Origin of the sequence: Mesorhizobium sp. M5C.F.Ca.ET.164.01.1.1, from assembly GCF_004792125.1 — a bacterium.
GTDB lineage: Bacteria > Pseudomonadota > Alphaproteobacteria > Rhizobiales > Rhizobiaceae > Mesorhizobium > Mesorhizobium wenxiniae.
This window is the reverse complement of the sequence record NZ_SRTG01000397.1, coordinates 1-318: the sequence shown is the minus strand read 5'-3', so window position 1 is coordinate 318 and position 318 is coordinate 1. Positions and strand designations below refer to the sequence as shown.

General features: G+C 65.7%; 1 protein-coding gene. It reads right to left on the bottom strand.

Annotated elements, in window-relative coordinates; all coding sequences use genetic code 11:
• Nucleotides 1-71: 71 nt before the first annotated feature.
• On the bottom strand, nt 72-318 hold a 247-nt coding region (locus EN807_RS33975; protein WP_135938050.1), incomplete at its 5' end, for a hypothetical protein.

Here is a 318-nt window from a genome sequence, read left to right as displayed (position 1 = left end):
GCCGGATCGCCGGCGGCAGCAGTCCCCGAACTTAGAAGTCATAGGTATGTTCCACGACGTCTGCGCCGCCGTCATTCCTTCACATAGGCGACGGGCTGACGGCCGCTCCTGGGCGCCTTGGCTGACTTGGAATGCTCCGCGACTGCCGGGCCAGCGCCTGAACTCTTTTCGGTCGCGGGGCTTGGCGTCGGCTGCCGCGGCGGATTGCGGCCTTCCGACTGATGGGTCTTGTCCTCGACCTCGCCCTGTTTGCGGCTGAGGCCCGGATCGACGTGAGGTCTTTCGTTGCCGGCGGCGTCCTGCGAAAATTGGTCGCTC